The sequence below is a fragment of the Acidobacteriota bacterium genome (assembly GCA_012517875.1).
Lineage (GTDB): Bacteria > Acidobacteriota > JAAYUB01 > JAAYUB01 > JAAYUB01 > JAAYUB01.
Genome location: JAAYUB010000146.1, coordinates 1 through 2,579 on the forward strand (window position 1 = coordinate 1; position 2,579 = coordinate 2,579).

The 2,579-nt window shown below is 59.5% G+C and carries 3 protein-coding genes; all 3 read right to left on the reverse strand.

Features of this window, described 5'->3' with window-relative positions:
- Positions 1-200, reverse strand: a 200-nt coding sequence (locus GX414_14835) for a MarR family transcriptional regulator (protein NLI48376.1), incomplete at its 3' end; no start/stop codon positions are given.
- A 227-nt stretch (positions 201-427) separates the two neighbouring features.
- The gene (locus GX414_14840; protein NLI48377.1) at positions 428-862 is read right to left on the reverse strand and encodes a hypothetical protein; all 435 of its coding nucleotides are present in this window, start codon (positions 860-862) and stop codon (positions 428-430) included.
- Entirely contained in the window at positions 859-2,472 is a 1,614-nt protein-coding gene (locus GX414_14845; protein NLI48378.1) for a recombinase family protein, read from the reverse strand. The genes GX414_14840 and GX414_14845 overlap by 4 nt, the downstream gene beginning before the upstream one ends.
- Positions 2,473-2,579: the final 107 nt, after the last annotated feature.

A 2,579-nucleotide genomic window follows, 5' to 3' on the forward strand; every position in this document is an offset into this window, starting at 1 on the left:
CGCTTCAGGTAGCCCTTGCGGACAAGCTGGTTCACCTGACCGTGGGCGCTGGCGTGCGATATCCCGAGAATGTCCGCGAGTTCCTTCATGGTCGGGGGGAACCCACGCCGGTTCGTGAAGAGGCGGATCTCCTTCAATGTACGGCGCTGCGGCTCGGTTATTTCCTGAACGGGGCGTCTGCCTCGCGATCTTTGACCCATGTGATCCTCAACCATCCAAATGGCTTATCGTGAACGCCAATGGCCGCAGGACCCGGTCAGGGCAAACTACGGCCATATTACAGACTGATATTATACGACCTGATATGCGTCAGGTCAATTAAAAAAATGTACACAGACTGAGGGAAGGATTCAACTAATCGAAAGGAAAGGGATTGAGGGCGACAGAGGCCCTCAAGAATGAGAATGTCGGCAGACGGGTGGAAGACTTATTCGATGCGGTCTTTGCGCATCTGCGCCCACATTTTGCGCTGACGGTTCCAATGAGGAACGGCCGCAACGGGCCGGAGGTCCCTCTCCAAGATCAGGTCGCGGCCCTTGGTTGTATTCGGTAGGAAAAGAATGTCCTCTTGGATGTCCGGAGCCAGGTTGAGCAGGTTCATAATCTGAGTGATGCGCGCGCGGGTTACGTAGCCCAGGCGGGCGATGTCCGCATAATCCTGGATATCGCCTCGTTTGACCAGATTCTCATAGCGGATCGCCAAAGCCAGAAGTTTGGCGACACGGGGGATGTTCCCTTTGCCGGTTGAACCGCTCTGGTTGTCGGATTGTGCCCCGCCGGACTTGCGTTTGTTTCTCGGCTGGAAGGTGAAGCTCACTTCCAGGTGCCCACCGCCGCCCGAAGGACGTATCGTCGAGGTCATGTGTGTTCCTCCACTCCACGGGTTCCGTCTCCCATGCACATCGCCTTGATGCCGGGCGAGCGGAACGTCACGGTCACTTTGCCGTCACGGCCGTCGTAGGCGACACGTTCGACAAGGGCTTTGATGATCCGCGCCTGTTCGCGCGGGGCGAGCGACTGCCAGATGGGGTCGAAGGCCGCAAGGGCCTTCTCCAGGTCTCCGTCTTCGAGCGTCTCTCTTTGCACGGCGATGGTTTCCTCGCGGATCACAGTCATCCTTTGTTCGAGAGAGCGAATTTGGTCCTGAAGATCGGCCATCTGATCTGTTGTCAATTTCCGGTCCGTTAACGAGGACGGCGGGTCTCCCACGAGGGCGCGGAGTCTGGCGTCTAGCCGTTTGAGTTCACGCTCGTGAGCGCGGCGCTCGGCTTCGAGTTCCGCCAGGCGTTTTTCGGTTCGAACCCGAACCTGGGCAGCCGTTTCAGAAAAGACTTCTGGGCTTGCGCCCAAACCTCGAATATAGTCCACGACCGCGGCCTCGATCTCATAGGCATTGATGGATTTGGTCGGGCAGGACGCCCACCCCCGTTGTTGGGCCTTCAAACAGACATAGTAGCGGTAGTGTCTTCCTTTCCTGGCGGTGTAGGTGTGCACCATGGCGGTTCCACAAGGCGCGCAGTAGAGCAGCCCACGCAGCAGCGCGCCGTATTTGTTCCGGATCTCCTTGCCGCCGGAACGGCCGTTGTGCCGGAGGGTATCCTGGACCCGCTGCCAGATGCCCGGGTCCACGATCCCCTCGTGCTCTCCGGGATAGACGGTGTCCTTGTAGCTGATGTTGCCTGTATAAATGATGTTGGTGAGCAGCCGGAAGAGGCTGCTCTTGGTGAATGGATTCCCGCCGCGTTCCTCTCCTTTTTGGGTGGTCCACCGTTTCACACCCCACTTGCGGCGTTCGAGCTCCTGGACGACGGGCATCAATGCCTTGTGCTCCATGTAAAGGCCGTAGATGTCCCGTACCCGCCGGGCTTCTTCTTCGTTGACGACCAGCCGCCCTCCCTTGCGATCCAGGTCATAGCCGAGGACCGGCATGCCTCCGACCCACTTGCCCTTCTTCCGTGCCGCGGACATCTTGTCCCTGGTCCGCTCCGAAATGATCTCCCGCTCGAACTGGGCGAAGGAAAGAAGGATGTTCAAGGTGAGCCGTCCCATGGAGCTGGTCGTGTTGAACTGCTGGGTGACCGAGACGAAGCTCACAGCGTGCTTGTCGAAAAGCTCCATGATGCGGGCGAAGTCGAGAAGGGAGCGGCTCAGCCGATCCACTTTGTAGACCACCACGCAATCGATGTCGCCGGCCTCGATGTCGGCGAAGAGTCTTTTGAGGGCGGGCCGCTCCATGTTGCCGCCGGTGAATCCTCCGTCGTCGTACCGCTCGGCGATGCACAGCCATCCCTCCTGCCGCTGGCTCGCGATGTATGCCTCTGCGGATTCCCGCTGGGCGTCGAGACTGTTGAACTCCTGTTCCAGCCCCTCGTCGGTGGATTTCCGGGTATAGACGGCGCATCGAACCGTCGCCCGCCGGTTTTCCACAGACTGGCGGGCTGGGGCACCGTTTCTTTCGTATTGTCTGCTCATCCGTTCCTCCCGTCCGCCTCGCCGTCCTGCTCCTGCGCTCCCTTGGATTCAACCAGCCCGAAAAAGAGGAAGCCGTTCCACTTGCTCCCGGTAGCCTCCAGGGCGAC

Excerpts from the sequence above, each read along its gene's own strand:
- GX414_14840 (NLI48377.1), bottom strand. The coding sequence starts at position 862 with ATGACCTCGACGATACGTCCTTCGGGCGGCGGTGGGCACCTGGAAGTG.
- GX414_14845 (NLI48378.1), bottom strand. The coding sequence starts at position 2,472 with ATGAGCAGACAATACGAAAGAAACGGTGCCCCAGCCCGCCAGTCTGTG.